Source organism: Priestia sp. ABM2_011 (genome assembly GCF_056158845.1).
The window spans coordinates 1,703,802-1,727,098 of record NZ_JBSWUB010000001.1 but is presented as its reverse complement, the minus strand read 5'-3'; the positions used below and the strand labels follow the sequence as shown (position 1 = coordinate 1,727,098).

At 38.2% G+C, this 23,297-nt stretch carries 27 protein-coding genes, 1 pseudogene and 1 riboswitch; of the genes and pseudogenes, 10 read left to right on the top strand and 18 right to left on the bottom strand.

Annotation, left to right across the window (positions count from 1 at the left end; all coding sequences use genetic code 11):
* Positions 1-87: 87 nt before the first annotated feature.
* Positions 88-585 (bottom strand): ankyrin repeat domain-containing protein, encoded by a 498-nt coding sequence (locus ACXAE4_RS09110; RefSeq protein ID WP_098999658.1) that lies wholly within the window; start codon positions 583-585, stop codon positions 88-90.
* A 168-nt stretch (positions 586-753) separates the two neighbouring features.
* Here ACXAE4_RS09110 and ACXAE4_RS09105 point away from each other — a divergent pair, with 168 nt between their 5' ends.
* The gene (locus tag ACXAE4_RS09105) at positions 754-1,206 is read left to right on the top strand and encodes a DUF4288 domain-containing protein (protein WP_098112445.1); all 453 of its coding nucleotides are present in this window, start codon (positions 754-756) and stop codon (positions 1,204-1,206) included.
* A 116-nt stretch (positions 1,207-1,322) separates the two neighbouring features.
* Here ACXAE4_RS09105 and ACXAE4_RS09100 read toward each other — a convergent pair whose 3' ends face one another.
* Entirely contained in the window at positions 1,323-1,904 is a 582-nt protein-coding gene (locus ACXAE4_RS09100; protein ID WP_028414915.1) for a manganese efflux pump, read from the bottom strand.
* A 119-nt stretch (positions 1,905-2,023) separates the two neighbouring features.
* Between ACXAE4_RS09100 and ACXAE4_RS09095 the strand changes: the two genes are divergently transcribed.
* Positions 2,024-2,665 (top strand): DUF1232 domain-containing protein, encoded by a 642-nt coding sequence (locus ACXAE4_RS09095; RefSeq protein ID WP_028414916.1) that lies wholly within the window; start codon positions 2,024-2,026, stop codon positions 2,663-2,665.
* A gap of 43 nt (positions 2,666-2,708) precedes the next feature.
* Here ACXAE4_RS09095 and ACXAE4_RS09090 read toward each other — a convergent pair whose 3' ends face one another.
* The 3 genes from ACXAE4_RS09090 to ACXAE4_RS09080 form a co-directional block, all read right to left on the bottom strand.
* Entirely contained in the window at positions 2,709-2,981 is a 273-nt protein-coding gene (locus ACXAE4_RS09090) for a DUF3973 domain-containing protein (protein ID WP_033580008.1), read from the bottom strand.
* A gap of 492 nt (positions 2,982-3,473) precedes the next feature.
* A complete protein-coding gene (locus ACXAE4_RS09085) occupies positions 3,474-4,346 on the bottom strand; it encodes an AraC family transcriptional regulator (RefSeq protein WP_028414917.1) in 873 nt (290 codons plus the stop codon).
* A 249-nt stretch (positions 4,347-4,595) separates the two neighbouring features.
* Positions 4,596-5,165, bottom strand: coding sequence for an MEDS domain-containing protein (locus ACXAE4_RS09080; protein WP_289578248.1), 570 nt, complete (start codon positions 5,163-5,165; stop codon positions 4,596-4,598).
* Between the two features lie 326 nt (positions 5,166-5,491).
* On the opposite strand from ACXAE4_RS09080, the pseudogene ACXAE4_RS09075 reads away from it, so the two are divergent.
* A pseudogene (locus tag ACXAE4_RS09075) lies at positions 5,492-5,686 on the top strand (winged helix-turn-helix transcriptional regulator); the annotation flags it as partial.
* Positions 5,687-5,810: 124 nt separating this feature from the next.
* Here the strand turns inward: ACXAE4_RS09075 and ACXAE4_RS09070 are convergent.
* Together ACXAE4_RS09070 and ACXAE4_RS09065 are read right to left on the bottom strand one after the other, a co-directional pair.
* On the bottom strand, positions 5,811-5,996 hold the full coding sequence (locus ACXAE4_RS09070; protein ID WP_289578249.1) for a hypothetical protein: 186 nt from the start codon (positions 5,994-5,996) through the stop codon (positions 5,811-5,813).
* Positions 5,997-6,250: 254 nt separating this feature from the next.
* Positions 6,251-7,033 carry a GNAT family N-acetyltransferase gene (locus ACXAE4_RS09065; protein WP_289578251.1) on the bottom strand — a complete coding sequence of 261 codons (783 nt, stop codon included), beginning with the start codon at positions 7,031-7,033 and terminating at the stop codon, positions 6,251-6,253.
* Positions 7,034-7,189: 156 nt separating this feature from the next.
* Between ACXAE4_RS09065 and ACXAE4_RS09060 the strand changes: the two genes are divergently transcribed.
* Positions 7,190-7,516, top strand: coding sequence for a terpene synthase (locus ACXAE4_RS09060; RefSeq protein ID WP_289578252.1), 327 nt, complete (start codon positions 7,190-7,192; stop codon positions 7,514-7,516).
* 439 nt (positions 7,517-7,955) lie between these two features.
* Entirely contained in the window at positions 7,956-8,087 is a 132-nt protein-coding gene (locus ACXAE4_RS09055) for a YvrJ family protein (RefSeq protein WP_014458777.1), read from the top strand.
* A 14-nt stretch (positions 8,088-8,101) separates the two neighbouring features.
* Here the strand turns inward: ACXAE4_RS09055 and ACXAE4_RS09050 are convergent, their stop codons facing one another.
* The gene (locus ACXAE4_RS09050; protein ID WP_028414922.1) at positions 8,102-9,367 is read right to left on the bottom strand and encodes a molybdopterin molybdotransferase MoeA; all 1,266 of its coding nucleotides are present in this window, start codon (positions 9,365-9,367) and stop codon (positions 8,102-8,104) included.
* Between the two features lie 114 nt (positions 9,368-9,481).
* Between ACXAE4_RS09050 and moaC the strand changes: the two genes are divergently transcribed.
* Together moaC and ACXAE4_RS09040 are read left to right on the top strand one after the other, a co-directional pair.
* Positions 9,482-9,970: a cyclic pyranopterin monophosphate synthase MoaC gene (gene moaC / locus ACXAE4_RS09045; RefSeq protein ID WP_028414923.1), complete on the top strand. Its 489-nt coding sequence runs from the start codon at positions 9,482-9,484 to the stop codon at positions 9,968-9,970.
* A gap of 12 nt (positions 9,971-9,982) precedes the next feature.
* On the top strand, positions 9,983-10,495 hold the full coding sequence (locus ACXAE4_RS09040; protein ID WP_028414924.1) for a MogA/MoaB family molybdenum cofactor biosynthesis protein: 513 nt from the start codon (positions 9,983-9,985) through the stop codon (positions 10,493-10,495).
* 33 nt (positions 10,496-10,528) lie between these two features.
* Here ACXAE4_RS09040 and ACXAE4_RS09035 read toward each other — a convergent pair whose 3' ends face one another.
* The 5 genes from ACXAE4_RS09035 to ACXAE4_RS09015 all read right to left on the bottom strand — a co-directional run bounded on the left by ACXAE4_RS09035 (position 10,529) and on the right by ACXAE4_RS09015 (position 15,786).
* Positions 10,529-11,191 (bottom strand): sulfite oxidase-like oxidoreductase, encoded by a 663-nt coding sequence (locus ACXAE4_RS09035; protein ID WP_028414925.1) that lies wholly within the window; start codon positions 11,189-11,191, stop codon positions 10,529-10,531.
* Between the two features lie 24 nt (positions 11,192-11,215).
* Positions 11,216-12,133 carry an ABC transporter permease gene (locus tag ACXAE4_RS09030; RefSeq protein ID WP_028414926.1) on the bottom strand — a complete coding sequence of 306 codons (918 nt, stop codon included), beginning with the start codon at positions 12,131-12,133 and terminating at the stop codon, positions 11,216-11,218.
* Positions 12,120-13,187: an ABC transporter permease gene (locus ACXAE4_RS09025; RefSeq protein WP_028414927.1), complete on the bottom strand. Its 1,068-nt coding sequence runs from the start codon at positions 13,185-13,187 to the stop codon at positions 12,120-12,122. Before ACXAE4_RS09025 ends, ACXAE4_RS09030 begins: the two co-directional genes overlap by 14 nt.
* Complete coding sequence (locus tag ACXAE4_RS09020; RefSeq protein WP_028414928.1) at positions 13,162-14,694, bottom strand: ABC transporter ATP-binding protein; 1,533 nt, start codon at positions 14,692-14,694, stop codon at positions 13,162-13,164. Before ACXAE4_RS09020 ends, ACXAE4_RS09025 begins: the two co-directional genes overlap by 26 nt.
* An 81-nt stretch (positions 14,695-14,775) precedes the next feature.
* Complete coding sequence (locus ACXAE4_RS09015) at positions 14,776-15,786, bottom strand: BMP family lipoprotein (protein WP_098113621.1); 1,011 nt, start codon at positions 15,784-15,786, stop codon at positions 14,776-14,778.
* 75 nt (positions 15,787-15,861) lie between these two features.
* A riboswitch (SAM riboswitch) is annotated at positions 15,862-15,968 on the bottom strand.
* Between the two features lie 333 nt (positions 15,969-16,301).
* Here ACXAE4_RS09015 and ACXAE4_RS09010 point away from each other — a divergent pair.
* Entirely contained in the window at positions 16,302-16,463 is a 162-nt protein-coding gene (locus ACXAE4_RS09010) for a hypothetical protein (RefSeq protein ID WP_155017469.1), read from the top strand.
* Between the two features lie 90 nt (positions 16,464-16,553).
* Here ACXAE4_RS09010 and ACXAE4_RS09005 read toward each other — a convergent pair whose 3' ends face one another.
* Both ACXAE4_RS09005 and ACXAE4_RS09000 read right to left on the bottom strand, forming a co-directional pair.
* Positions 16,554-16,922 (bottom strand): hypothetical protein, encoded by a 369-nt coding sequence (locus ACXAE4_RS09005; RefSeq protein ID WP_028414930.1) that lies wholly within the window; start codon positions 16,920-16,922, stop codon positions 16,554-16,556.
* Between the two features lie 19 nt (positions 16,923-16,941).
* Positions 16,942-18,552: a putative polysaccharide biosynthesis protein gene (locus tag ACXAE4_RS09000; RefSeq protein WP_028414931.1), complete on the bottom strand. Its 1,611-nt coding sequence runs from the start codon at positions 18,550-18,552 to the stop codon at positions 16,942-16,944.
* A gap of 334 nt (positions 18,553-18,886) precedes the next feature.
* On the opposite strand from ACXAE4_RS09000, the gene ACXAE4_RS08995 reads away from it, so the two are divergent.
* A complete protein-coding gene (locus tag ACXAE4_RS08995; protein ID WP_028414932.1) occupies positions 18,887-19,471 on the top strand; it encodes a YjgB family protein in 585 nt (194 codons plus the stop codon).
* 27 nt (positions 19,472-19,498) lie between these two features.
* On the opposite strand, the gene ACXAE4_RS08990 is transcribed toward ACXAE4_RS08995, so the two are convergent.
* The 3 genes from ACXAE4_RS08990 to ACXAE4_RS08980 form a co-directional block, all read right to left on the bottom strand.
* Entirely contained in the window at positions 19,499-20,341 is an 843-nt protein-coding gene (locus tag ACXAE4_RS08990) for a GNAT family N-acetyltransferase (RefSeq protein ID WP_028414933.1), read from the bottom strand.
* Complete coding sequence (locus ACXAE4_RS08985; protein WP_028414934.1) at positions 20,338-21,003, bottom strand: cyclase family protein; 666 nt, start codon at positions 21,001-21,003, stop codon at positions 20,338-20,340. Before ACXAE4_RS08985 ends, ACXAE4_RS08990 begins: the two co-directional genes overlap by 4 nt.
* Before the next feature lie 92 nt (positions 21,004-21,095).
* A complete protein-coding gene (locus ACXAE4_RS08980) occupies positions 21,096-22,223 on the bottom strand; it encodes a 2-methylaconitate cis-trans isomerase PrpF family protein (RefSeq protein ID WP_028414935.1) in 1,128 nt (375 codons plus the stop codon).
* Between the two features lie 184 nt (positions 22,224-22,407).
* Between ACXAE4_RS08980 and ACXAE4_RS08975 the strand changes: the two genes are divergently transcribed.
* Positions 22,408-23,268 (top strand): LysR family transcriptional regulator, encoded by an 861-nt coding sequence (locus tag ACXAE4_RS08975; RefSeq protein ID WP_028414936.1) that lies wholly within the window; start codon positions 22,408-22,410, stop codon positions 23,266-23,268.
* Positions 23,269-23,297: the final 29 nt, after the last annotated feature.

The window sequence follows — 23,297 nt, the reverse complement described above, 5'->3', positions numbered from 1 at the left end:
AGTGACGAAACCAAATGATAATAGGCGTTCCCTCTCCTTCATGTAAACTTCCGCTAATTTCATTAACATAAAATCTCCTACTCTATATTAAGCTTTATGATTTAAATACTGAGTAAGTAAATGAACTGCGCCGTCTTGTTTTTTCTCTACTGCAACCTCTAAAGGTGTTTTACCATCATCTTTTTGTATATCGATATCTGCGCCTTTTTCGATGAGAAGTTTAATCATATTTTCATCTCCTAGCAACGAGGCCTCATGAAGGCTAGTCCATCCACCGCTTTGTTTTGCATTTACATCTGCGCCTTTTGTAAGCAACAAGTCTACAGCTTGAATTTGCTGATTTGCTACTGCTGCATGAAGAGGCAGGTTTTCATTCGAATTTTTAGCCTTAATATGAATATCCGCCCCTAGCGACAACAATAACTTAGTGCTATCCACTTGTCCAAAATAACAAGCTAAATGTAAAGGCGTCCATCCATCTGAATTAAAAGCGTTAAGTAAAGATGGCTCTTTATTTAATAAAACTCTTATCTCTTCGCTTTTCCCATTCACTGCAGCATTTGTTATTTGATCAATATATTCCACTTTATATCCCCCTAATATATAGAAATACCTTGATTATATTTCCATTTTATCATAGGTTAGTGGATGAACACGATATACAAACTCAGTTATATAAGCAAGAAGGACAATAAGGAATACGATGATAAAATTAATAATTATGGTTCCTTTAGTTAAGAATGGAGAGTTGGTATGAAAACGAATAAAACCGGAAAATTAGATAGCCACTGGTATGGAGTAAAGGTTCTTTATCAGTACTTCATGGTGGATAAACCTAATCCAGAAAACATTGATGAAAACTACGAAGAACATCAGATATTTGAAGAAAGCATTTTATTAATTAACGCTCCATCATTTGATCAAGCCTATGAAATTGCAGAAAAAAAAGCAAAAGAATGTGAAGACAGCTATACCAACGTTTATGATCAGACTGTAAAGTTCCAATTTATTGAGAGTTTAGATGCCTTCCTCTTATGTGAAGAAGAGGAGTTACCAAATGGTACGGAAGTATATTCACGTTTTTTACACGTACCTAAAAAAGAAAGTCTAGCTAATGTCTTATCTAGGTACTATCCGGAAGTTACAGAGGATGAAACAGACCTGATACGTAAAAACTTCATTTTAAGGAATAGAGATTTTAATTAAAAATTCATATTAAATATAAAGACAAGATGTATACGATATACGAACTTGATCAACATAATGTACTAACTTAAAACATAAGGAAGAGACGCCACTTGCTTTAAATGGCGTGTCTTCTTTTAAAATATTTGAGTAAAAGCTACAATTAAAATCGTAATCCCGCTTATCAACGTTCCGCATTGACCTAATGTAAAGCTGCCGATTTGAACATTTGCTGCTTTCTGCCCCACCATTACTCCTAGCCATACCGTTATAAAACTACCAAATGCTGATGTAAGCGAAATAGCTAAAGGTGATAAACCAAGTAAACCTGCTCCTAGACCGTTTGTAAGTGCATTGGCTGAAAGTGCAACACCTAGCACACTGCTTTCAACCCAGCCAATATATCGTACGTTTTCTTGACCACTACTATCTAGTTCATCAATTCCATTATTTTTTTGGGAACCAACTAATAAAATAATTCGAATTCCAATTAGCGTTAATAATACGACGGCTACAATAACATGGAACACTCCCGGTAAGATTGTTGAAATCCACCTGCCAAACATAATTCCCACCATGCTAAAGAGGAAACAAATAGCTGCTATTAGTAAATTCGAAAGCCATTTGATCCTGATTTTTCGTACTCCATAAGATATTCCTACACCAAAGTTATCTATACTTGATGATAGGGCAAAACCTAAAATGAATAACCATTCCATTTTGTATTCTCCTTTTGATGATAATATTGAGGAAATTTGCTTACTTGTTGCATATATTGTTGATAAACCTTCAATAAAATGATTACTGCGCGTTGAAAAATATAAAGAGGTGAATCGCAATGTCTAACATCCAAAATGAACAAAGCCTTGGTCTGTTATTACGGTCTTTATTAAAGGAAAATGCTTTATCTATGCGGAAACTAAGCTCACTTACGGGGATTGATACGGCAACTATTTCACGGATTATAAATGGAAAGCAGCAAGCAAATCTACATCATTTAAAGCAATTTGCACACTATTTAAATACGCCTCTTGAAGCATTGATTGATCCTGCTGAAGCTGCTTCAAACCATACAGAAAATGAACTAGAAACAGGCATTCATTACTCCATCGATAAAATTCAAGAAATACTTAAATCTTTTAATATAGCAGATACCAACTTTACGATTGAACGTGTAAAACAAGAACTAACAAAATATAAGCAATATGCACAGACAGACGAAGGACACAGCATGATCATAAATAACTTTCAATCCAAAATAGAGCAAGTAGGAAGCGTTGGTACTTTCATCGACCAATTAAAGCAAATGTATCTTGAATATTGTAGCGAAGAAACCTCAGCCGCCAAGCGCTCTATATTGGGAAGTGCGCTATTGTATTTTATTTTGCCTACCGATATTATTCCAGACTACGTCTTTCCAATCGGTTATTTAGACGATGCAATAGCTGTACAACTAGTGATGAATCAACTTACGGAATAAAAACTGAGTTTTATTAAGGGAACTGAACGCGGCATTCCGCTATTTATTGTGAAAATGGAACTTTTTCTGAACCATGACGATGAGCAGGTAAATACTCTATTGCCTTCTTTAATTTAGATAATTCCTTTGGCACAATCTTTTTAATAATTTTTTCTTTTTTACATGGCTCGCATGACTCATGGTTGCATCTATGTGCACACATACCTAAAGGGATTTTCTCTCCTACAAATGGATCTATATAGACTCCATTTTCAAATAACTTACTCTTAATAAGATTTTCATTTTGCAATCTGCAGCAATTAACACAATAGTACATTTGTTTTCACTCTCTTTCTTATACTTGATTTTGAAACATCTTATGAGAACTCATCAACAGAAGTGCTTGTTCCTACATGAAAAGTTGAAAAAATCTCAACAGGCGTTGATGAATACTCAACACACGTTACTTCCAAACATATAGTTTAAGTATGACATCATACAGAGTGTCATACTTGGGTTAATGACCGTATTACTTAGTTTATGGAGCTTGAACTCTAAAGCAAGATTAAAATTAAAAGCTGTAAGTTAAAAAGCGAATAATATTCCAGTGTTTGCTTAAACTACTCAAGATACCGCAACGTATCGACTATGTGAGAAATAATTCTCCTAGCAGAAAAGCTCCCTACGGAAATAGGGAGCTTTTTCTGCTTTTTATGTAAGGACGGTACATATTTATTTAGTCAACGTAATGTAGTTGATAGAACGCTCTAAAGTAGCAAAGGTAGATCACATTTGCGATCTACCTTTGCTCTCCATTACGGAGTCATCATTACTTTTTTAACACGGGTATCCATATTTCACTTTTAAAGGTTGGCGACGTTACATTTTTATGTTCATTCCATAAGATTTCCGGTCCTTCTACTTGTTCATAAGTTGAGGCCGGAAACCATTCTGAATAAATTCGTCCCCATACATCTTGTAATGTGTCAGGAAATGGTCCGACTGCTTCGAATACAGCCCATGTTCCAACTGGCACTTCAAGTTGTACTAAATGATCGGGACAATCCTTAGTTGTGGCTACACCGATATAATGGTCCAGCTGCCCTTTTTCCTCCATTCTCCCTTCAGAAAAGTTCACAGATGCACTAAGCAAACCTAATGGCGTAACATTAGAAAGTTCTTTTAACTTACGTATCGTTTCATCGTTCAAGCTTTCCCACATAGCAGCAATCTTTGGGTTAACTCCATGAAAAATTATCGGAACTCTTTCTTTAATACCAACGATATGAAAGGCCTCTTTTTCCTCAATTCGATAATTCATTTCATTTCCTCCTTTAATTGATAACTGAAAGGTCATTTTTGGAAATGCTTTAAGTGAACTCCCATTTTTTTTAGCTTCCGAAGGAGTTATACCGTGTAGATTTTGAAAAGCCCTTGTAAACGAATCGGGTGAGCTGTAATTGTACTTGATCGCAACATCAATGACTTTGATGTTACTATCTTTAAGTTCAAATGCTGCAAGTGTAAGTCGTCTTCGGCGAATATATTCTGATAAAGTAATACCTGCAAGAAAAGAAAACATTCTTTTAAAGTGATACTCAGAGCAAAGAGCCAGTCTTGCTACTTCTCTAAAATCGATATCATTGGTTAAATTCTCCTCAATATAGTGCAAAGCTCTATTCATATTTCTAAGCAAATCCATTTATATGACCTCCCTTATTATCAGAATAGCAGGATTTGAATAGAGCTATCCGACATTTCATGCACAGTTATGCAGGCTTTTTTCTTCTATTCATAAGTTCCTACAAACGTAAACAAGCTATTCAAAATGCAATTTCAGCTAGCATAATAACTTTAGAAAACAACAAATAAAGAGCCTTAAATTATAAGCCTCTTTATTTGTTATCTATTTACCTGTGTTTTCATTCGTAAATCCCAACCTAAATAGCAATTACACTGCATCTGTCATTACATATAAATGGGATGGCGCAATTTTGTTTTCTAAAATTACGTATGGATGGCATTTCATTAAAGCAAGCTTAAGAACTTCCGGCACTCTTTCTTCATCATAAGCGCACACTAAATATAATCCGCCTTTATTTACTAATTTATCGGCTTCATTTTCAAACTCTTCTAAAATAGGTACAATTCCTTCTTGCTGTCCCCATTCTACATGAGCCCATATTTGAAAAGATCTATTGTTTTTATAGAAGGGATCTAAGTGTCGAGAGAGATGTTCAAAGATTATAGCAGGCTGAAAACTCCCACTTGAACAGTAATAATCAAAATTATTAATAGTATGTATATATGTTAATTGGTCTTCAGTTAGAATTTCCTCTAACTTTTCAAAAATTAATGGAATTAATCTTTCACTTTCTATAACTAACGTATGTCTCTTCTGTTCAATACCCGAAACAATATAAGACACAAGATTGTCTAAGTAACTTTTCATATCGTCAATGTTGTAGTAAATATGAACGCTTTCATTATTCTGTATTAATTGAGCAAACTGATTTTTCAAATATGTACGCTCCCTTATATAAAATCAACCTAAATTTTAAGCCTCTTAAAATAGTAATTTGTTTATCTGTTAGAAAGATTCTACGCTTTGCGTTCCTGCATGTCAAAATTGGATGTTCTCCCCTTTGTTTTGGGGTGGACAGCTGTTTTTAGAACAGTGTATCTATATTGATTGCAAACGTTTGCGACAATTATTCTAGCAGCTTGACTAAAGGATACTATACCCTTTTCAAATACGATTAAAACCTAACAAGAAGTGATTATGGAATTAAACTTAAAAGAGAAGCTCCAACGTTTCTTCTATATTCACTTATGTCCTCTCAAAACCTTCAATTAAGAGAGTTAGAAAAAGACGGGATTGTTCACCGTGAAATCTATAAAGAAATCTCCCAAAAAGTAGAGTACTCCCTAACCGAATTCGGAAAATCTCTCGAACCAATCATTTTACTTATGAAAGACTGGGGAGAAACGCATAAGAACAGAATTATTAATGCAAGAGCAATGGAAAAAGAAGAAATTTAAATATAAATTATATTTATTAATAGATTCGTGTACTTTAGATATAGCCTATACACGAGTAGTTACTGTAATGTAATAAGCTAAAAAAGTGCTTGGATAATGTTTATCCAAGCACTTTTGAAATTAATTATGTATGACTTTTCTTTTTAATTTGTACACCTGTATAAATAGAATTACCTATTAATATTGCGGTTCCTAAAAGCCATCCCACCGTAGGAGAGTACTCAAATACATTTTTCAAAGCCATCCCTAAAGAAATGGCTGCTATTCCTAGCATTAATAAAAGTACAGTGATACCTTGCTGCCTTTGCATATATACCACCTCAGATGCTTTTCTTCTAATCATTGTTTCCTCGGCTGCTCTTTTTTCCCTACAATCCAAGCTAAAGATAAAATTGAAACAGTTACAACTGCTGCCGTTAACATCCCTATATCCCCCTCTTATTCCTTATAATTACATTGTAACATACCTTCAGAACAATATTTAAACATACCTATCATAATTAGACTTAGTTAACTTAAAATATGTTGTTGGTACAAAGAAAAAAAACCTATTTCTAGGGTTTTTCATTTTAATACATATAGAGCGTAACTCTCTTCATTAGAAAACCCAAGTTTACTAGCTAATACTTTTGACGCTTCATTATTATTATCGCAATCCCAAGCAGGCATAACATTCTTTTCTAAACACTTATTTATAAACTCTTGACCTACTATCTTTCCCAGTCCTTGTCCTCTATAGCTAGGCTTAGTCACAATATCGATTTCAGCTATTGTTCCACTATGAAAGATCGACACACATTCAGCGACAATATTTTCTTTATGGATAACACAAACGCCTAATCCGTTTTTCAGAAAATGACTTTCTGATCCCCAGTAATCCACTATATATGATTCATTAAAATTCTTACTTTTTCTTAAAGCGTCGGAGTTAAAATCTTTTAACTCATAAAGATCGGGAAGATTATACTTAGAAGGAACTTTTGAAGCAACAAATCTATACTTAGAACGCATCATTTTCTTTACGTACGGTTCGAAAGTCTCGTCAAAAAAAGCCTCCCAGTCGGTCGATGGAGTAAAAACAGTAAAACGTTTTTCCTTACCATAAACATTCTCAACAAAGTAACGATAGAGAGATTTATTAAACACCCCATCATTTCCTTTACCAAATACATAATAGTCACCTGCAGGTATTCTAAGAAATCCTGACGTTAGCCTCATACGATCATTTACATACACAGATCCTTCAATAACATGATTAACGACAGAAAAAGCAAATGTAGGAGTCTTAAATGATGCTTTTAAAATGTTATGTATCTTATCATAATCTTTTGGTTCTAAATAATACATTTTATCTACTCCTCCTTAACAAAGTATATGTTTATATATTTGTTAATTAATACCACACAAGATTATTTTACTGTAAACTGAATACTATACTTTTTAGATTTACCAATATCTAATTTATTAAAATATCGTAAATCAACATTTTAATAGGAGGAACTTATGATATCGCTTCATAGAATTTTAAAATTGCGTGATTTAGAAATCTTCCATGTATCAAGAAATGGAAGAATCATATCTTATGTAGTTATTGAAGACACTCGAAATCCATTTACAGAAGAAGATTCAGACCTTATAACATCGTTCTTTTCAGACTTTGTTAATAATACAAATTTAACAAACTTTATTATTAAGGAATACATTCAAGAAGATTTGTATGATCATGAAGTTAATCTAAAATTCTTCAATAAAATGTTAAAGAATATAGGTTCAAATTATAGTATTGAAGAATTTGATGAAATCAACTGGATTTATTTATCTCAGGATTAAAATATAAACTGTGTACACAACCATTCTCTTAGGCACACAGCAAAAAAGAGAACCCTTAGGGAAGTAAGAGTTCTGAAAAAGTCACTTTTATAGAATATGCAGCTTTTTATACATCCTTCATTTAGTTGGTTTTTCATTAGGAGGACCAATTAAATCGATGAATTAAAAGTGCACCTCTTATTCATATGTTAGAACACATCAAAAGTATTATTTATATTTTAAAATATGTTATAGTTTAATTCCAATAATGGTTCATACTTGAATACGTGTGAATGAACCCTTATAAAAAGTAGCCTCGCTTGCCAATGCCGAGGCTGCTTTTTCTTATTTCTTAAGGACTTTTGTCTTAAAAATGGATGTATGTCCTGTGAACAAATACTTAGAAATCACATATTATAGTGTATCTTCTAATTGAAGGAGGTATGCAATTATAGAAAACTTGGTTAGTTATATTAAAGAATTAGGCTTTCCAGTTGCGCTATCTTTTTACTTACTCGTGCGCATTGAAAGCAAATTAGATCGAATTACAGAACTGCTTCAAATTCTTATTGAAAAAAAGGACAAGCAATAAGCAGACTTCTGCTTTTATACCCAAAGCGAACTTGTACCTTCTTTTTCAAGATGCAGCACATCCACTTCTATTCCCCTATCGTATCCATGCTCTCCACCCGGAAGAACAATCAAGCCGTTCGCCGCAGCTAAAGACGAAATAGCACCCGACTTGTCCATGCCAACAGGCGTTACTAAGAGCCTTCCCCCTTCGTCTGTAATTTCTCCTCGCACCATTCTTGTGAATGCGTTAGGCTCTTTAAAACGGCCGTTTAACACCGCTTTTGTTTTATGTAAATGAGGCGCCGGTGAATGTAAAAAGCTGCGAACAATCGGACGTACAAACAGTTCAAACCCGACATAGCAAGCAGATGGGTTTCCTGATAATCCAAACAGCAGCTGTCCGTTTCGTTCTGCGACTGTTGTGACGCTTCCCGGTCGCATCGAAATTTTGTTAAACAGCACATTGGCACCAAGCTTTTCATAAATAGCCGGCAAATAATCATAGTCGCCAACGGATACTCCGCCGGTTGTCAGTAAAATATCCACTTCTTCAAGCGCTTTTTCTACCGCTTCATAGCAGCGGTCAAAATCATCTTCAAGCTTCCCTAAATATTTCGGAATTCCCCCGCTTCTTACGATTTGTGCAAGTGCCATATAAGAGTTGCTGTTGCGGATTTTCCCTGGTTCTAACGGCTCGTTTACATCAAGCAGTTCACTTCCCGTTGTTAACACGCCAACCACCGGCTGCTTCACCACGGCTACATCCGCATAGCCAAACGTAGCTAAAAAAGCCGTGACGCCCGGATTAATGCGCGTTCCTTTTGAAACGAGCACGTCTCCTTTTTTTGTTTCTTCTCCTTTTAACGCAATGTGTTCCCACTTTGAAGCAGGCCTGCTTAACGCCATATACGTTTTGCCTTCTTTTTCATACGACTTCGTCACTTCAAGCATCACAACCGCATCACATGAATGAGGCACTTGCGCTCCTGTCATAATGCGCACTGCTTGAAACGGCTTTACTTCTTCTTCAAAAACAGAGCCGGCGCCGATTTCACCTACAACTTCGAACTCTACAGAATGTTCATTTGATACTTCTACGCAGTCTTGTGCTCGAACCGCAAAGCCGTCATAAAGCGATTTATTAAAATGAGGCACGTTTTGGTCGGCAATAATATCTTCTCCTAAATAGCGCCCGTAGCTTTCGGTGATCGATACGCGTTCGATGCTGCCTTTTCTTTTATATGTCATAACTTTTTCAATTGCTTCAGGAATTGAAATAGGTGTTCTGCTTTCTAACATACATTCTTCACTTCCTTTATGTCTGTTCACTTTTTACGCTATGGTGTAAAATCATAGCATATCTCACTATTTCTATCATACAACAAAATTTACTGAAAAAGGATGAAAACACCGATGTCTTCTTTTACACATTTTAATGACCAAGGCCGTGCCAATATGGTCGATATTAGCGAAAAATCTATCACTCGCCGCGTTGCAACAGCTCGTTCAAGCATACTCGTTAACAAAGAAATTCACGAAGCCATTGTAGAACATAAAATCGGAAAAGGCGATGTGCTTGCTGTCGCACAAGTAGCAGGGATTATGGCAGCAAAACGCACGTCTGACATTATTCCGATGTGTCACCCTCTTTTATTAAAAGGCGTAAACCTTTCATTTGACTGGGATACAAGCAATAACGAGTACCGTTTATTAATAGAAGCAACTGTTAAAACGGAAGGCTCAACGGGCGTTGAAATGGAAGCTTTAACTGCCGCTTCTGCCTGCGCATTAACCGTTTATGATATGTGCAAAGCCATTGATAAAGGCATGATTATCGGCGAAACATATCTGCTTGAAAAATCAGGCGGCAAAAACGGTGACTACAAACGTACGGAAGCGTAAAGGAGGTACATAATGAGCGTACATGAACATAAATCCAAAGCAACTCAGCCCGTTCGCTGCAAAGTCATTACGGTATCCGATACACGTACAAAAGAAACCGATAAAAGCGGCGCGCTAATGATCCAACTTCTGAAAGAACACGAGATGCAGGTCGCTTCCTATGAAATTGTAAAAGACGATCAAACGTCGATTCAACAAGCGATACTTGCCGGATGCAGTGCTGAGGACATTGACGTTGTTCTCACAAACGGCGGCACCGGAATTACAAAACGAGACGTCACAATTGAAGCCGTTCAAGTGCTGATTCATAAAGAAATCGTCGGGTTTGGCGAGCTGTTTCGCATGCTGAGCTACACCGAAGACATTGGCAGCGCAGCGATTATGAGCCGAGCAATTGCCGGGACGATTAACGAAAAAGCCGTTTTTTCTACACCAGGATCAAGCGGTGCTGTTCGCCTAGCTATGACCAAACTGATTTTGCCTGAACTTCGCCACGTTGTGTGGGAATTAAACCGCCAGCGCTAACAAAATGCCTATGCTTGCGCATAGGCATTTTCATTAATCATAGTCTTTATGTACCCACTCATCTTCTGGAATGCCTAAATCTTCTCCAGAAAAACGCTCTTCTTTAAACGGATCTCCTCTAAGATGAAAGCCGTTTTGCTCCCAAAAGCCCGGATGGTTTTCATCAATAGCTTCAAAGCCTCGAAGCCATTTGACACTTTTCCAAAAGTACAAATGCGGCACAACCAATCGCAGCGGATATCCATGCTTAGGTGTAAGCGGCTCTCCGTTAAAGGAATGAGCGAGAAGAATATCGTCTCTCAGTAAATCTTTTACTTCAATGTTTGACGTATAGTCATTATCTCCGTGCAGCATGATGTATTTACTTTTCAACTCCACGCCAACTGCTTTTAAAAAGTCTGTAAACAGCACGCCCGTAAATTCATTATCAAGTCTTGTCCATCTCGTTACGCAATGAATATCACATTTCACCGTTGTTTGAGGCATGTTCAATATATCTTGATACGAAAGCGTCACTTCTTTGTCTACCAACCCAAACACGCGAAGCGTCCACTCCTCTAAGTTATACTCCGGCACGTCGCCTTCATGTAAAATAGGAAAGCGCTCTGTCACTACTTGCCCCGGAGGCACTCGTCCTTCATACTTTGGATCAATTTCTGGTGTTTTCATTCGTTTAATACGGTCTGCTTTGTTCATAGGTACCACCTCTTTATTTTTTTATCAGCGTGCACTTTGCTGACTTGTTTGATTCGTTTCGACACCTTTATCTCGTAAGAAAAACATCGCGGCTAATGTAAGTACGTAAGGGACCATCATCGTAAACTCAGTCGGTATTGAAAAACCTTGCAGTCGTGTGCTCATGGCATCCATTAAGCCGAAAAGGATACTTGACGCTAAAATACCGAGCGGATGAGACTGACCGAGCATCATCGCAACAAGTGCGATAAATCCACGCCCTGAAGTCATGCCTTCTGAGAACATCGTGACTTGCCCTAACGAAAGCTGTGCTCCCGCGATCCCGCACAGGATTCCGCATGCTGCAATCGCAAACAGCTGATATCTTATTGCTTTCAACCCAAGCGTACTTGCTGCTACTTTATTGTAGCCTACTGCTAGAAGACGAAAACCAAAAATCGTTCGATAAAAGAAGATATAAAAAGCAATAGCTGCTAAAAAAGCAAAATAGACAAGCGGTGACTGCCCGGAAACAATGTCGCCGATTATAGGTATGTCTTTAATTAAAGGAATATCCCATGTACCTATCCCGTGCATGTTTTTATCGTAATAGGCACCTTTTGTATGAAAAATAGTCCGGAGTAAAAATGTCGTTAAGCCCAGTGCTAAAAAATTAATAGACACCCCAACGACAATTTCATTTGCTTTAAACATCACGACCATCATTCCAAAAAGCAAAGCAAAAAGTAAGCTTGCTCCAGCCGCAATCACGATCGCAAAAAAGACATTATGAGTATAATAGTTGCCCGCAATCCCGCTAAAAGCTCCAATCAAAATTAGACCTTCTAGCCCTACATTAAATATGCCTACGCGCGCGCAAAGCATTCCGCCTAGCGCCGCTAATAAAATCGGTGCAACCATTCGCAGCGTTGCATTTAACAGTGACCAATCAAGCAGCTCCACGAATATCAGCTCCTTTCTTTTTGGCTTTCCACCACTGCTTTGTAAATTTCGCTGAGATAAATAGAATAAGAACAGCTTGCATAATACTCGCAATTTCTAACGGAATTTCTGTATTACGCTCTAGCCCCATCGCTCCTGTTTGCAAAGCGGCAAGTAAAAGAGACGTAAAAACAATGCCGATTGGATTTGAATTTGCTAACAGAGCAGCCATCACTCCAGTCCATGCATATCCAGGAACGGTGAGCGCACCGTCTACAAATCGGTACTGTGAACCAAGCACTTCAAATCCTCCTGCTAATCCAGCCAAGCTTCCGCTAATAAACATGCTAAACAGCATGACTTTTACCTGATGAATGCCTCCATACGCTCCGAACAACGGATTTTTCCCGGATGCGTTTACTTCATAGCCAAACACAGAGTAGCGAAGCACCGTCCATAGCAGCAGCGCACCCACTAGAGCAATGATAAATCCGACATGAAGAGGCATTCCTTGAAACACTTTTCCAAGCCATGCTGATTGCTCAATCATAGGCGTCTGAGCGAGAGCAGCTGAGCCTGTTTTATCTTGAAAAGGGTGACCTGCTAAATAACTTGCAAATAAAACAGCGATATAATTTAATAAAAGGGTCGAAATGACAAGCTGAATTTTAAACGCGGCTTCCATCCATCCTGCTAAAACGGAAAGCAATCCCCCTGCCACAACAGCAGCGGCAATGGCTGCTATCAGCTTGACTATCCCTGGAGCCGGCAGGTAATAAGCAACAATCGCTGCACTAATCGCTCCAACGACCATTTGTCCTTCTCCCCCTAAATTAAACACACCTGCTCTAAAAGCAAATCCCACACCTAACGCAATTAACAGAATAGGCGTAGCGCGAGCCAGCGTAGTGGTGAAGAAATAAAAATTACCAAACGCTCCATTCCAGAGCTCTGTATATGTTTGGAAAACCGAACCACCTGTTAAGGAGATAATAATGCCTCCTATCGCTAAGCCAAAAATGACCGCAATAATCGGTTGGATTAATGATTTAAGAAGTTTCTGCAACTGTATCACCTTCTACCGTTCCTCCTGCCATTAATATGCTTAGTTTCTCTTCCGTCGCTTCTTCTCTTGTAAGCTCTCCGACAATACTGCCTTCGTACATCACTAAAATTCGATCTGATAGTGAGATAATCTCCGACAGCTCAGACGATACAAGTAAAATAGCAGAGCCATTATTCCTTTTTTGAATCAAGGCATCATGAATACGTTCCATTGCCCCAATATCCACTCCTCGCGTTGGTTCGGCAGCAAGTAGAAAAGAGGTGTTTTGGCCAAGCTCTCTTGCAACAATTAATTTTTGCAGATTTCCCCCAGACAGTTCTCCTGCTTTTTGCTTAGATGAAGTGGCTTTAATCGAAAATTCATTTATCCATTCCTCCACGCTCGACTTGAATATCTTTCTTTTCAGCCAGCCCATCTTCGAGTAAGAAGCTTTATACTGATAGCCCATCAGCGCATTTTCCTCGATCGTATCGTCTTTAGAGGCTCCCCACATATAGCGGTCTTCTGGAATATGAGCAATTCCTGCCTCTCTTCTTTCACGCACAGATCGCCCTGTAAGATCTTCATCTCCAAGTTTGATACTTCCGGTGTCTGTTTCTACTAATCCAGCAATTGCTTGAAGCAGCTCTGACTGCCCATTTCCTGAAACCCCTGCAATACCGACAATTTCGCCTGCAGAAACGTGAAGAGACACATTTTGCAATACGTTTTTTTGTCCTTTTCCTTTTAAAAAGAGATTTTGTACGCTTAAATGAGAAGTGCTTTGTGATGGCACTCTTGCAGGACGCTCTTTTAATTCTCTCCCTACCATTAGTCTCGCTAAATGGTGAGCATTGGTATCTTCTTTACTTGTGACGCCGGCTACTTTACCATTTCGAAGAACTGTAATTCGGTCCGCTACTTCCATCACTTCTTGCAGCTTATGTGTAATAATAATGATGCTTTTTCCTTGAGAAGCCAAAAACCGGATTGTTTTTAATAGTTCCTTTACTTCATGAGGAGTAAGAACGGCGGTAGGCTCGTCTAAAATAATAATTTCTGCTCCTTGATACAGCACTTTTAAAATTTCAATCTTTTGCTGTTCCCCAATTGAGCAATGCTTTACTTTTTTATGAACATCCACTGAAATTTGATAAGTTTGGGTTAATTGCTGTACATCTGCTTTCGCCTGCTTTCTGTTGAAAAAGAGACCTTTCTTTGGCTCATGCCCCAAGACAATATTTTCAGCCACTGAAAAATGAGGAAAAACCATAAAATGCTGATGCACCATGCCTATTCCGTTTTTAATCGCATCCGCAGGAGATGAAAACGAAACAGGTTTCCCGTGCAGCTGAACACTTCCTGAACTCGGCTTTTCCATTCCGTAAAGCATCCTCATCAACGTTGTTTTACCAGCACCGTTTTCTCCGACCAGCGCGTGAACCTCCCCTTTTTTCAGCGTAAAAGACACGTTATCGTTTGCTAAAAATGAACCGTATTTCTTCGTCAAATTCGTTAACTGCAACAGCTCACTCATTCCATTCATTGCTCCTTTCCCTTTAGGTTTTTTTCAAAAATAAGAAAGAGAAGCCAGCCTTACTCGACTTCTCTTCTCAACTCACTTTGCTAACGGATCTTTTACCACTGTTTTTCCATCAATAATCGAATCTTTAATTTCTTTTAATTGATCAATTACATCTTGTCCTACAAAGTCATTAAGAGGTGTCTTGCTGTCTTGAGTCACATACGTTAACCCAACACCTTTTTCTTTTAAGCCGTATGTCACTACGCCCGATTTAAATTTGTCATTTGCTAGTGCTTCTACCGTTTCATAAGCAGCCGCATCAGATCCTTTTAACTGCGATAAAATGATATGCTCAGGATCTACTTCCGTACGGTCAATATCTTGGCCTGCCGTATAAAAACCTTTTTCTTTTGCTGCTTCAAATACACCCAAGTCGCCTACAGCTGATGCTCCAGCGATAAAATCAGCGCCTTTTGAAGCCTGTAAAATAGCAAGTTCTTTTGCTTTAGCTGGATCAGAGAAGCTTCCAACATAGTTTACTAAAAACTCTGCTTTTGGATTTGTTGATTCTAGTCCTTCTTTAAAGCTTACCGTCCATTTTTTTAATAATGGAATATCATCAGCTGCAACCATTCCTACTTTATTCGTTTTCGTAATCAATCCTGCGGCTGCTCCTAATAAATATGAAGCTTCTTGTTCACGGAATACAACGCTTCTTACATTTGGTAAATCAACCACTGTATCAATAATCGCAAATTGACGCTGCGGATTTTCTTGAGCTACTTTTTTCAACGCATCTTCGGATTCAAAAGAAGATGTAATAATCAAGTCATAATTTTCTGCTACGGCAGCACGCAAATTACTTTCAATGGCTGCTTGATCTGTAGATTCAATTGTCTTTACATCAATGTTATACTTCTTCCCAGCTCGTTTTGCTCCCTCATCCATTTGCTGAAAAAACGGGTTAACCCCAATCTTTTCAGGCAAAACAAGAGCAATTCGCTTCTTTCCTTTCTCTTCACTTCCACTGCTTTTTGTGCTTTTTGACTGACAGCCAGTTACGAGTAGTACAAGCGCAACTGCTAAAATAAGAAATCTCTTCATTTAACTTACTCCCCCTATAATATAAAAAAAGCTCTTCCTTTATATAAAGGAAGAGCTCGTTAACCAAACGTCTCTTCCTCATCTTCAAGAACATACTGTTCTTAAGGATTTGGCACCATTCTGTCATAGACAGCGGTTGCCGGGTTTCACAGGGCCAGTCCCTCCACCTCTCTTGATAAGGAAAACAATAGCTATTTGTTTTATGTAATATAGTCAATATTAATAGTTTTTTAATAATTGTCAATATTATTTTTCTTTTTCATACAAAAAAACTTTAAAAACAGATAGGATTATATGGTTTTAGTCTACTAAAATAGAAGTTAAAGCCTTTACCTCATTTCTTGAATCATTCTATACTTCTTCACAAAGCGCTTATACTGAATTTGTTGACTGTCGAAAGGATTTAGTGGTAGCAAATAAATTCTATTATGCTTCTTCGGTTAATGTGTTATTAATTGAAACCACTTTACCAATAATGTTAGACTTTTCCTTAGCGATATTGTTAAGAGGTGTTAATGTTGAAATTAATGAAAGAATTATCTGGCATAGCCATTGGGCTTATTATCGCTTTAGCCGTTTCAAAAATATTTTTTGATACCCCGACCAACATTGGAATCGTAGTTATTTTTATTACGAGTATGGTCGTAACAGGGGTAGCAAGAGCAAAACTAAGATGAGATAATCTAACAAAAAAACACCACCTTTTATTCGCAAGGTGGTGTTTTCTTTTAATGATTTTAGTATGTAGTAATTCTAAGTGAAGGCCTTTACCCTTCTCCATCAATCATCGTATACTTCCTTGCAAAGCGCTTGTAGTAAATTTGCTCATCCTCTTGCCCATCGTTAAAAACAAGTCGGTTATGATCAATATCTTTCTCTTTTAACACATAGCCTTTTTCATTCATCAGTTGAATATATTCATCTAAATGTCCTTTTTTCACCATATAGTAAAGAGCATCATCTGAATCCGTAGTCTCTGCTACACCTTGACTTCCCACTTCTAATTTGAAAACAGCTTTTGCCGTTTGAATGGGACGGTAGTCTCCAAACACTCTTTCCCAATTTAATAGCAGCAGCGCGCCGAAAATTATGATACATCCTCCAGCCGCTACGGTTAGTAAAAATCGTTTTGACACACCTTTCTCTCCTTTACATTTACATTCTTTTTCTTCTATTTAATACAACAGATTGCCCTAAACTTGTTTTTACGCCAAGCCCTAGATACACAGCAGCACCTAAAGCAATTGAAATACAAGATGTGCTAATCGCAAGTGAAGATGCAGACAGCTTATTTTCTAAAAAATAGTGAGAAGTATAATTGCCGATAATCACAGCGGCTGACATCACACTTACTAATAAAACAGGTGTCAACGCAGCTTGTCCCAGTGATTGAACTCGGTAAGAAATAGATTTTTCAATTAAATAGAAGTTATATATAACCGATACACCATACCCTCCGTAAGTCGCGACAACCGGTCCAATTTCTTTTAAGCTTGAAACCAACAGTACGTTTAATACTATCTTCACAACAATTCCTAAGCCCAAGCCTAAAATTAGCTTCTTTTGTTGATTAATTCCTTGGAGAATTGCGGCTGTTACGGTAAAAAGAGCAAAAAGAATCGCAGCAGGCGCATACCATTGTAAAACAACTCCACCGATTTCAGGACTGTTTTTCGCTCCAAAAATCATCATATATACCGGCTTACCCAATAAACAAAGCCCTACCGCAGCAGGAAGAGTAAAAAACAACAGCAGCTGCAGCGTTTTTGTAATCTTTCCTTTTACTTCCCGTAAATTTCTTTGCACAAAAGAAGATGTAATGCCCGGAATTAGCGACATGCTGAAGGCAGTCGCTAACGATACCGGCACCATCACCAAAATTTGCGCTAATCCAATGACGGAGTTAATCGTTTCAGCCTTAGCTTGTCCATATCCTATTGATTGAAAAAGCATGTTAATCGTAAACGTATCAATATTTTGATAGATAGGAATAGCTAAACCAACTAATACAAACGGAACAGCGTACGTCACAAGCTCTTTGAACATTAAAGAGAACGGAACGAATTTATTATTCTTTCCGCTGTTCACTTCTTTTATAATCAACCGCTTGCGCTTCAAATAAACCGCTCCAAGAATCCCAATTCCCCCTACGCCTCCAATAAACGCTCCAAACGTACCGATTCCAACAGCTTTTGTCATTGTGCTATGAAAAAGGTGAATAACAGCGTATGCTCCTACTAAAATGAACAACACTCGCACTATTTGTTCAATAATTGTACTTAGCGCGGACGGTCCCATAGACTGGTTACCTTGAAAGTAGCCTCGTAATAGACTCATAGGCGGGATAATAATTAAAGCAAAGCTTACCATTCGGATGACGTACACTACGTCTTTTTGACTATTTCCTGAGGAATCTTTTCCGTTAATAACTAGTTCAGCGAGCCACGGTGCCATCGTATAGAGGACTAAGAAACCTATTATGCCCGTTATCGTCATTAATAGAAGTCCTGCTTTTAACAGATCTTGTCCCGCACGGTAGTTTCCAAGACCGTTATATTTCGATACATACTTAGAAACAGCAAGCGGAAGACCCATTGTCGAAAAGCTTAGCATCAATGTATATGGACCGTATGCATACTTATAAAGTGCATAACCTGACGTTCCCACTAAGGCTGTGAAAGGAATAATATAAATAAAGCCTAAAATCTTTGTTAACAAAGAAGACGCTGTTAATAAAAGCGTACCTCTCATCAAATTTTTTTCCATACATCAAAACTCCAGCAATAAATATTATATTTTTAACAAATACTTGATTTATTGTATCATAATTACAATTATTATCCAGTTTTTTATAAAGCATTAGAACCTTCTTCATATTGCGTTTTTTTACCTAATAAAGGAATATAAACCACTCTTTTCACCTATGATAAATGAATCGTTTTTTGCTTTTTGCTTTACCTGACGTTTACATTCTAAAAGACGTGTTACATTATATATATATCAGTTACCAACTCAACTAAGACTCCTTGACTATTCTGGCCTACCTTCTCTTTTAGGTAGACTGAGGTTGCTAAATCGTTATATATAGGAGGAAAAAATCATGAAAATGAAACAACGACTATCAAAAGCGGCTGCTGCTGCGACGATTACAGGAATTGCTGCGTTTGGATTTGCTCCTGTCGCTCAGCTTGATACACCAGCACATGCAGCTACATCTCAAGAAACAAGCAGTCAAAGTCAAACAGCTGTAAAGAACATTAACGAAATTTATAATGCGGCGGTGCAAGGTGAAGTGCCGCGATTAACAGCAGACTTTAAAATTGGCAAAACCCTGCGTCAAGACGTTCGCGATCAGTTCGGTCCGCCGCCTGAAGGTTCATCAAATAGCTTTGACTACTACCACGCGGAAATGGGCCATCCTGGGTATGCATTCGGCTATGACCAAAATAACGTCATCAATGAAATTCGCTATTTTGGTACGAATGTAGAGCGTCAAACAAATTTAGGGTCCATCACGCAAGCTAACTTAAAGAAAGAATTAGGTCAGCCAAACTTTACAGGTAAAGTAAAAGGTGATGGTACGACTCAAACGAGATACACGTATCACGCCGGCGCCTATGATCTTGAATTTATTTTTGATGATAGCAAAACGTTAAATCACGTTAATTTAGTTAAAAAACCTTAAGTAATAGAAAAAGTAGCAGACAGCCTGCTACTTTTTTTCATGAAATAAAACTAGTGCTGAATCAGCTACGTGTTCATACCCAATCTCCATATAAATCTTGTTAGGCGTAGGGTTTGTCATGTCCGTGTATAGACTTGTTGTTTGAAAACCGCTGTCTAGCATAAGCTGAGAAAGCGTGGACACACAGCTTGAGGCATAGCCTTTTTTACGTTCTTCCCGCGGCGTGTATACAAAGTTAATTGTAATGTTATGAGTCGTTGGACGCGTAGCATTGGCAATCGACACATACTTCCCGTTCACTTCCCATAAAAATAACCGTTCTGCTTTAATAAAAGCTTCGCCTGTTTTGACAGCTTGTTCTTTTGACACAGGCTCTCCAATAGTCCCCATAAACTCCCAAATCCATTCTGTCACGAGCGGAAGGTGCTCCAACCTTGCTTTTACCAGCACTCCGTTCGCGTCCACAGCTTTTTTTACTTTGTCTAACTGATAAATGCGCTGATCCATTTTCAAAGAAGCTTCTTGATTTTTTAGCGCTGCTAGTTTTTGAGAAAGATATAAAGCCGTTTGCCTTTCTCCAACTAAGCCCGGTACGTCGATTTCTTGTAATAGCTCTGCCGCTTCGCTTAGTTCACCCTCCGTTAGCTTCTGTATTTGAGACAGGATGATTTGCTTAGGATGCGTTTGCAGTAACACAAGCGCAGCACGACTGTCTTTTAAAATAACACCCATGAAATTTGGTTTGCTGCTTTCATTTAAGCTGTGTAAAATTCCAAGCGCTAAGTTATGAAGAACTTCATTCTTTGATAAAAGCGGTTCTACTTGGTTTTTAAATTCCTGCACTTCTCTATATCTATGTAATTGGATCATTTTCTTTCTACCTCCGCAAATGCTCTTACCGGAAACGTTCCGGCTCCTTTTATTTTAGGAGGCACGGCGTAAAATAAAAAGGACTGCGTTAGTTGATTTAAGTGACATAAGTGTTCAGCAATTACAATGTCCGCTCCTAACAGCAGCGTATGAGCTGGTCTTGCTTTTCCTTTTGTGTCGTCAATATTCATCGAATCAATTCCTACAAGAGCGGGCTGTTGAGACACTAAATAAGCTGCCGCGCTTTCTGTTAAGTATGGATGGTTTTCTAAATAATCGTCTGTATTCCAGTAGCGATCCCATCCCGTGTGAATTAATACCGCTTTGCCTTTTACGTCTATATGGTGAAAATGAGATTCATCAATAGCTTTTAAAGTCGGGTCGATTGAAACTACTATTCCTTCCAGTCCGGCTGTTTTATCAATAGCCGTTTGAGCTAAATCCGCTCCGTCTTTGTATCTGTGAAACGGCACGTCAATATACGTACCTGTATTCGTGACCATTTCAATTTTACCGATTTGAAATTCAGTCCCTGGTTCATACAGCTTTTTAGACTCTTCTCGGCTTAAATAGTCGCAAATAATCGGTGCCGGCAAGCCTTTATGCGTGATAACTCCGTCTTCAATGACGTGGCTTAAATCAATATACGTTCTTTTTTTCATACTCCCACCCACTTTTTCAATATTCAGTAAAAATAGTCTAACATAAAAAAGCTCTTCCTAGTTTCCTAGAAAGAGTTTTTTTGAGAACGTTATCAACTTGATAAACATACATCGTACGCGTGCTTTGTATAAACAAATCCTTCAAAAATAAGACGGGCCGTACGCACTACTTTGATTCCATTAACCTGTCCTTCTTTTAGATCTACACTGGTTTCCATAATTCCCATTGGATGAGCAAGTCGAACCGTATCGCCTTTTAGTTGAACCATTTCTGACAGAAGCGTGCCTTTTGTATAGATAGCCGCCGTTGTACAAATTGCTCCTGTAATCGCAAGCGTTTGATGCGGTTTTTGCATCGACATCATGCGAATTAATACGTCCATTTGAGAAGCAGCTTTTTCTCTGCCAGTCCCGTCGCGGTGGTCCATCGGAGGAGCAATAATCGTCATTTTTGGAACCGCTGGTGATAGTTTAGTTGCTTTGCCTTGAGGTGCGAGCCCCGCTTTTTCCGCTGCAATGGAGCGAATTTCTTCAAATAGCTTCAGCTGTTTGTCCGTGTATTCATGCGGAAGTTCTGTTCCTTTTAGGCCAATATCCGCTGCTTTAACAAATACAAGCGGATTTCCTACATCAACAATTGATGCTTTTACTGTTCCGATGGATGTTTGCAGAAGATCAATAGCGTTCCCGGTCGGAAGCAGTTTTCCGGTAACGGCTCCTTCTCCGTTTTCAAACGAAAGATAAATAGGTGAACCCGTACCTGGCACTCCAGGAATCATACATTCCCCTTCTGTTTTCACTTTCCCGTTTTCTACTTCTACTTCCGCTACGATTACTTTTTTAGTATTCGTATTATAAATCCGCACTTTGGTCACCGGTTCCACAGCTTGTACAAGTCCTTGTTCAATTGCGTAAGGCCCCACTGCTGAGGAGATATTGCCGCAGTTTCCTTTAAAATCAACGAGAGATTCGCTGATGCTGACCTGCGCAAACGTGTAATCTACGTCAGCTTTCTCTAAATCTGATTTTTTAATAATCGCAATTTTACTTGTCAGCGAATTAGCTCCGCCCAACCCGTCAATTTGACGTTGATCCGGACTTCCCATTATATCTAGCAAAAACGGTTCCCAATCCGATTTGTTCACAGGCATTTCTTCATGATTGATAAAGACCCCTTTACTCGTTCCACCTCTCATAACCGTTACAGGAATACGCGTCATCTTAATCACCTTTCTCCCCTACTAACAAACGCCCAGGCGTTCATCAAACCATTTTATTTTTTTACTATTTAGAACCGGTTCATTTGCCATTTATCGTATAATAGAGGTGGTCATAAGTAAAATACATAAAATTTATTGTCTTTTTAAAAAAATTTTTATAATCTAAATACAAGGGGGAATTGGGATGGATCAAAAAGATTGGATATTAATTAAAACGCTTCACGAAGAAAAGAACATTACGCGAACGGCTGAAAGGCTCTACGTATCGCAGCCTTCTTTAAGCTACCGGCTTAAAAATCTTGAAGAAGAATTTGGCGTGACGCTGTTTTTTAAAACGAAAAAAGGAATTGAGTTTACATCTGAAGGTGAGCATCTTGTTCGCTATGCAGAAAACATGTGGAAGCAGCTGCAAGAAACAAAAGACAGCATGCGTAATATGAGCGAAACCGTTACAGGCACGCTTCGCTTAGGGGTATCGAGTAACTTCGCACAGCATAAGCTTCCAAAGATTTTAAAACAGTTTTCTCTTCACTATCCAAACGTACAGTTCAGTGTCAATACAGGCTGGAGTACGCAAGTTATGAATCTATTAGACTCTTCGCGTGTGCACGTTGGTATTTTGCGAGGCAATTACCCGTGGAACGGAGAAAAATCACTGCTGACGAAAGAGCGGCTTTGCTTAATTTCAAAAAAAGAAATTGCGATTGATGACTTGCCAAGCCTGCCTTATATTAATTATAAAACGGATACGTCGCTAAAAGATCTCATTCAAGACTGGTGGCATGACAAGTTTTCAGAGCCTCCGTTTGTAGCGATGGAAGTTGACCGGCAAGAAACGGCCAAAGAAATGGTTAAAAATGATTTAGGCTTTGCGATTTTACCAGAAATTTGCCTTCACTCCAGCGACAATTTATATACATACGGACTTTCATACCGAGATGAATCACCTTTGCTTCGAAACACGTGGCTCATGTATGATCCTTCTTATTTGAATCTAGCGGTCGTAAAAGCATTTATTGACTTTTTAAAGCTAAGTGAAAAATAAAGCAAAAGCTAAAAAGTTTGGGTCTTGGA